Source organism: Variovorax sp. WS11, from assembly GCF_010499245.1.
In the GTDB taxonomy this organism is placed as follows: domain Bacteria; phylum Pseudomonadota; class Gammaproteobacteria; order Burkholderiales; family Burkholderiaceae_C; genus Variovorax.
In genome coordinates this window covers 4189320-4195434 of record NZ_JAAGOW010000001.1, presented here as the reverse complement: position 1 = coordinate 4195434, position 6115 = coordinate 4189320, and the positions used below count along the sequence as shown (strand labels likewise).

Sequence of the window (6115 nt, the reverse complement as noted above, 5' to 3'; positions counted from 1 at the left end):
GCGGGCGTTTCGTTTTTTAGGGTTTGGAGGGATATGGAGAAACGCGTTCTTTTCCGGTCGGCCTGGCTGCCCTGGCTGCTGGTCGCGCCGCAGATGGCGGTGATCCTGGTGTTCTTCTTCTGGCCGGCAAGCCAGGCCATCTGGCAATCGCTGCAGTCGGAAGACGCCTTCGGCACCTCCACCGCCTTCGTCGGCCTGGAGAACTTCCAGACCCTGTTCGACGATCCGGCCTACGTCGAATCCTTCAAGGTCACGGCGCTCTTTTCAGTGCTGGTGGCCGGCAGCGGCATCGCGCTGTCGCTGATGCTGGCCGTCTTCGCCGACCGCATCCTGCGAGGCGGCCTGGTCTACAAGACCTTCCTGATCATTCCCTACGCCGTGGCGCCGGCCATTGCGGGCGTGCTGTGGGTGTTCATGTTCTCGCCCAGCATCGGGGTGGTGTCGTACTTTCTGCGCTACATCGGTGTGGACTGGAACCATCTGCTCAACTCCAACCAGGCGCTGACGCTGATCGTGGTGGCCGCCGTGTGGAAGCAGATCTCCTACAACTTCCTGTTCTTCCTGGCGGGCCTGCAGTCCATCCCCAAGGCACTGATCGAGGCCGCCTCCATCGACGGCGCCGGGCCGCTGCGGCGCTTCGTCACCATCCAGTTCCCGCTGCTGTCGCCCACCACCTTCTTCCTGCTGGTGATCAACATCGTCTACGCCTTCTTCGACACCTTCGCGATCGTGCATGCGACGACCGAAGGCGGGCCGGGGCGCGACACCGCGATCCTGGTCTACAAGGTGTGGCACGACGGCTTCAAGGCGCTGGACCTGGGCGGCTCGGCCGCGCAGTCCGTGGTGCTGATGGTGATCGTCGTCGTGCTGACGGTGATCCAGTTCCGCTACGTTGAAAAGAAGGTCCAGTACTGATGGCCGCCAATTCCGTCGCAGATTCCGTCGCCCCTTCCCTCCCCTTTCCCCAGAGGCAACGCCATGGTTGAACGCCGCCCCGGCCTCACCGTCCTGTCGCATGTGGTGCTGATCCTGGGCATCGCCATCGTGGCCTTCCCCATCTACCTGGCCTTCGTCGCCTCTACGCACACGCGCGACGCGATCCTGCAGGTGCCCATGCCGCTCCTGCCGGGCGGCCACATGGTCGAGAACTACACCGCAGCCTTGCTGGGCGCCGACACCCAGGGCGCGCGCGTGGTGGTGGGCCGCATGATGTGGATCAGCCTGGTCACGGCGCTGGTCATCAGCATCGGCAAGATCGCGATCTCGCTGCTGTCGGCCTTCGCCATCGTGTACTTCCGCTTCCCGTTCAAGAAGATCGTCTTCTGGATGATCTTCGTGACCCTGATGCTGCCGGTGGAGGTGCGCATCCTGCCCACCTACAAGGTGCTGGCAGACCTCAACATGCTCAACACCTACGCGGGGCTGACGGTGCCGCTGATCGCGTCGGCCACCGCCACGTTCCTGTTCCGCCAGTTCTTCCTGAGCGTGCCCGACGAGCTGGTGGAAGCGGCACGCATGGACGGCGCCGGGCCGATGCGTTTCTTCAAGGACATCCTGGTGCCGCTGTCGCAGACCTCGATCGCGGCGCTGTTCGTGATCCAGTTCATCTACGGCTGGAATCAATACCTGTGGCCGCTCCTGGCCACCACCAGCGAGGACATGTACCCGGTGGTGATCGGCATCAAGCGAATGATCGCTTCGGGCGACGCCGCGGTGGACTGGAACCTGGTGATGGCCACGGCCATCCTGGCGCTGGTGCCGCCGGCGATCGTGGTGGTGCTGATGCAGCGCTGGTTCGTCAAGGGCCTCGTGGATACCGAGAAATAACCGACAAAGAAGCAACGACGCAATGGCTGCCATCTCTCTTCGCAACGTCATCAAGCGCTACGGCCACGGGGCCAAGGCCAACCAAGTCATCCACGGCGTCTCGGCCGACGTCAAGGACGGCGAATTCGTCGTCATCGTCGGTCCCTCGGGCTGCGGCAAATCCACGCTCCTGCGCATGGTCGCGGGCCTGGAGGAAATCAGCGCGGGCGAGATCGCCATCGGCAACCGCGTGGTGAACGACATCGAACCGGCCCGGCGCGACATCGCGATGGTGTTCCAGAACTACGCGCTCTACCCGCACATGTCGAACTTCGACAACATGGCCTATGGGCTCAAGATCGCGAAGGTGCCCAAGGAGGAGATCAAGGCGCGCGTGGACAAGGCCGCCAAGATCCTCGAGCTCGGCCACCTGCTCGATCGCAAGCCGCGCGAACTTTCCGGCGGCCAGCGCCAGCGCGTGGCCATGGGCCGTGCGATCGTGCGGCAGCCGCAGGTCTTCCTGTTCGACGAGCCACTGTCCAACCTGGACGCCAAGCTGCGCGCACAAACCCGCCTGGAGATCCAGAAGCTGCACCGCGAGCTGGGCATCACCTCGCTCTTCGTCACCCACGACCAGGTCGAGGCGATGACGCTGGCGCAGCGCATCATCGTGATGAACGCCGGCGTGATGGACCAGTTCGGCACGCCCGAGGAGGTGTATGCGCGCCCCGCCACCACCTTCGTCGCCAGTTTCATCGGCTCGCCACCGATGAACCTGCTCAAGCACGCGCCGGGCGTGCGCCCCGGGATGATCCTCGGCATCCGTCCGGAGCACCTCACGCTCGACGCGAGCGGCTGGTCGGTGCAGGTCGAGTATGTCGAGCTGCTGGGCGCCGAGCGGCTGATCTACGGCCGCGTCGGCGACGAGCAGCTGGTGGTGCGTGCCGACGAAAGCCAGCCGGCGCCGGTGGCCGGCGACACGGTGAAGATCGCGGCGCGGCAGGACAAGCTGCACTGGTTCGACGCCGGCTCCGGCAAGCGCGCCGCATGAAACCCTGGCCCTACCCTTTCTGGATCGCGCATCGCGGCGCCGGCAGGCTGGCCCCGGAAAACACCCTCGCCGCATTCCGCCTGGGCGCCGATCACGGCTATCGCATGTTCGAGTGCGATGCCAAGCTCAGCGCCGACGGCGTGCCCTTCCTGCTGCACGACAGCACCCTGGAGCGCACCAGCAACGGCCATGGCATCGCGGGCGAGCAGCCGTGGAGCGCGCTCGCCCAGCTCGATGCCGGCGGCTGGCACTCGCGCCGCTACGCCGGCGAGCCGATGCCCACACTCGAAGCGCTGATCCGCTTCTGCCTGGCCAATCGCCATCTGCTCGACATCGAGATCAAGCCCACGCCCGGCATCGAGCGGCGCACCGGCGAGGCGGTCGCGAAGCTGGCGGGCAGGCTCTGGACGGCCACCGATCTTGCGCCGCCCTTCCTCACCTCCTTCTCGCCCAAATCCCTCGAGGGCGCACACTCGGCACAGCCCGGCCTGCCGCGCGGACTGCTGCTCGATACCTTGTGGGACGGCTGGCTGGCCACCGCGCGCCGGCTGGACTGCGCGGCGATCGTCTGCAACTACGCGCTGTGGGACACCGCCATCGTGGCCCAGGTGCATGCCGCCGGCATGCGCGCGCTGAGCTACACCGTCAACGACGAATCGGTGGCCCGCTGGCTGACCGGGCTCGGCACCGACGGCGTCGTTACCGACCGCGTCGACCGCTTCAGCCCCGGCGCGTGATCGCGCGGCGCCCGGGCCCGCGCCCGCGGCCTTCTATGATCGGCTCATGAGACGCAGGGCCGTTCCCAAGGCGAATAGCACCGCAGCCGCAGGCGAAGGTACTTCAGTGAGCTGGATGCCCCGTCTCGCGGCCCTGCTGCTGGCCGCCGTCCTCGGCAGCGCCGTCTTCGCGCAGGGCGCCGCCGCGCCGGCGGAAGCGACGGTGGCCGAGCTGCGGACCCGTCTCGACACCGTTCCCACCTCGGTCGAGAGCAACGCCGAGGTGCGCGAACTGCTCGACCGCATCAACGCGATCGGCACCCAGGCGGACAAGTTCGTCGCCTCGCGCAACACCCGGCTCAGCGACCTCAACGCGCGCCTGGGCGAACTGGGCAATCCGCCGGCCGCCGGCGCGCCGCCCGAAGACCCCGACATCACCGCCCAGCGCGCCGCCCTGCTGAAGGAACGCAACGCGCTCGACGCCGACATCCGCCTGGCGCGCCTCATCACCGTCGATGCGCAGCAGCGCGGCAGCGAGCTGCTCGCCAAGCGCCGCAAGCTGTTCGAGGCCCAGCTCACCGAGCGCGCGCCCTCGCCGCTGGGCCGCCAGTTCTGGTTCGACATCAGCGACGCCTGGCCCGCCGACGTGGAGCGCCTCGCGAGCCTGCGCGACGAGCTGCGGGCCGGCGTCGACATCGCTCTGCAGCCGGCGCACCGCATATCGGTGCTGGCCAGCCTGGCCGCGGCATTGCTGCTCGCGCTCCTGGGCAACTGGGCGGCCGAGCACGGTCTGGTGCGGCTGGCCGCGCGCGTGCTGCCGTCCGGCCGGCTGCGCCGCTCGCTGCTGGTGATTGCGGTCGTGGGTGTCAACGTGGTGCTGATCGCGCTGGCGGCGCAGGGCGTGTTCGCCACGCTCGACCGCCACGGAATCCTCGGGCCGCAGATCCGGAAGCTCGGCCAGGCGGTGGTGCAGTCCATCATCTTCATCGCCTTCGTGGTCGGCCTCGGCCGGGCTCTGCTTTCCAATCGCCGGCCGTCGTGGCGGCTCCCGCCGATCCCCAACACGATGGCCCGGCGCCTCGCCCCCTTCCCCTGGCTCACGGCCCTGATCGCGGTGCTGGTCTGGGTGCCGAGCCAGATCAACGCGATCGTGGACGCGAGTTTCGCGGCGGTGGTCGCCACCCACGTGGTCACCGCGCTGGCGCTGACGGCACTGATCGCCACGATGCTGCTGCGCCTGCACGAACCCGCCGGCGCCGCCCCTGCCGATGCCGCCGCCAAGGAGGGGGCCGAGCTGCCGCCCGCCGAGCCCGAGCGCCCGCTGTGGATCAGCTTCCTGCTGAGCGCCGTGGCACTGGCGGCGATCGTGATCTGGGTGCTGGTGGGCATCGGCTATGTCGCGCTGGCCAGCTTCCTGGCCAACCAGCTGACCTGGACCGGCATCGTCGCCTCGGCCTTCTACCTGCTCTTCAAGTTCGCCGACGACCTGTTCATGGCCACGGTGGCCTCGAAGAGCGGCCTCGGCCAGAAGCTGCAGAAGAGCTTCGGCTTCGCGCCGCGCACGCTGGACCAGGCGGCGGTGGCGCTCTCGGGCCTGGCGCGGGTCGCGCTCTTCTTCTACATGCTGATCGCGCTGGCCACGCCGCTGGGCACCAGCCCGGGCGAGGTGTTCCAGCGCAGCGGCCAGTTCGGAACCGGCGTCAAGGTCGGCGAGTTCCAGCTGGTGCCGGGCGCGATCTTCACCGCCGTCGCGGTGCTGGCCGTCGGCTTCCTCGCGCTGCGCGTGTTCAAGAAATGGCTGGGGGCACGCTACCTGCCGGAGACCTCGCTCGAGCCCGGCATGCAGAGCTCGATCACCACGCTGCTCGGCTACGTGGGCGGCATCGTGGTGATCGCGGTGGCGATGTCGGCGCTGGGCATCGGCGTCGAGCGCATCGCCTGGGTGGCCAGCGCGCTGTCGGTGGGCATCGGCTTCGGCCTGCAGGCGATCGTTCAGAACTTCATCTCGGGGCTGATCCTGCTGGCCGAGCAGCCGGTCAAGGTCGGCGATTGGGTGGTGCTGGGCACGACCGAGGGCGACGTGCGGCGCATCAACGTGCGTGCCACCGAGATCCAGCTGGCCGACCGCTCCACGCTGATCGTGCCGAACTCGGAGTTCATCACCAAGACCGTGCGCAACATGACCCTCACCAACGCCGAGGGCCGCCTGCTGATTCGCCTGCCGATGCCGCTGTCGACCGACGCCAAGCTGGCGCGCGACCTGATGCTGTCGGCCTGCGCCGACCATGGCGGCGTGCTGGTCGCGCCCGCGCCCTCGGTCTCGCTCGAGGGCATCGAGAACGGCATGCTGATCTTCCAGGCCATCGCCTTCGTGCAGAGCCCGCGCCTGGCCGGCGGGGTGCGCAGCGATGTGCTGTTCACAATGCTGGAGCGCTTCAAGCAGGCCGGCCTGCCGCTGGCGGCGCCGACCGTGGTGGTGTCGCAGACCGAGCTGCCGGCACCGCCCGCGCCGGCACCGCCGACGCCGCCGCTGACCGCGTGA

General features: G+C 68.3%; 5 protein-coding genes. All 5 read left to right on the top strand.

The genetic code is table 11. From position 1 onward, the window contains the following. The first annotated feature begins 33 nt into the window (after positions 1-33). The 5 genes from ugpA to GXN78_RS20500 all read left to right on the top strand — a co-directional run bounded on the left by ugpA (position 34) and on the right by GXN78_RS20500 (position 6115). The gene (gene ugpA / locus GXN78_RS20520; RefSeq protein WP_106556561.1) at positions 34-915 is read left to right on the top strand and encodes a sn-glycerol-3-phosphate ABC transporter permease UgpA; all 882 of its coding nucleotides are present in this window, start codon (positions 34-36) and stop codon (positions 913-915) included. A 63-nt stretch (positions 916-978) separates the two neighbouring features. After that, positions 979-1827 (top strand): sn-glycerol-3-phosphate ABC transporter permease UgpE, encoded by an 849-nt coding sequence (gene ugpE, locus GXN78_RS20515; RefSeq protein WP_106556562.1) that lies wholly within the window; start codon positions 979-981, stop codon positions 1825-1827. 22 nt (positions 1828-1849) lie between these two features. Beyond that, positions 1850-2857, top strand: coding sequence for a sn-glycerol-3-phosphate import ATP-binding protein UgpC (locus tag GXN78_RS20510; RefSeq protein ID WP_106556563.1), 1008 nt, complete (start codon positions 1850-1852; stop codon positions 2855-2857). Further along, positions 2854-3594 (top strand): glycerophosphodiester phosphodiesterase, encoded by a 741-nt coding sequence (gene ugpQ / locus GXN78_RS20505; RefSeq protein WP_106556564.1) that lies wholly within the window; start codon positions 2854-2856, stop codon positions 3592-3594. The genes GXN78_RS20510 and ugpQ overlap by 4 nt, the downstream gene beginning before the upstream one ends. Before the next feature lie 115 nt (positions 3595-3709). Next, positions 3710-6115, top strand: a complete 2406-nt coding sequence (locus tag GXN78_RS20500; protein ID WP_239142834.1) for a DUF3772 domain-containing protein — start codon at positions 3710-3712, stop codon at positions 6113-6115.

What these genes read in the sequence shown, in the direction of transcription:
- ugpA (WP_106556561.1), top strand. Translation starts at nt 34, where the DNA reads ATGGAGAAACGCGTTCTTTTCCGGTCGGCCTGGCTGCCCTGGCTGCTG.
- ugpE (WP_106556562.1), top strand. Translation starts at nt 979, where the DNA reads ATGGTTGAACGCCGCCCCGGCCTCACCGTCCTGTCGCATGTGGTGCTG.
- GXN78_RS20510 (WP_106556563.1), top strand. Translation starts at nt 1,850, where the DNA reads ATGGCTGCCATCTCTCTTCGCAACGTCATCAAGCGCTACGGCCACGGG.
- ugpQ (WP_106556564.1), top strand. Translation starts at nt 2,854, where the DNA reads ATGAAACCCTGGCCCTACCCTTTCTGGATCGCGCATCGCGGCGCCGGC.
- GXN78_RS20500 (WP_239142834.1), top strand. Translation starts at nt 3,710, where the DNA reads ATGCCCCGTCTCGCGGCCCTGCTGCTGGCCGCCGTCCTCGGCAGCGCC.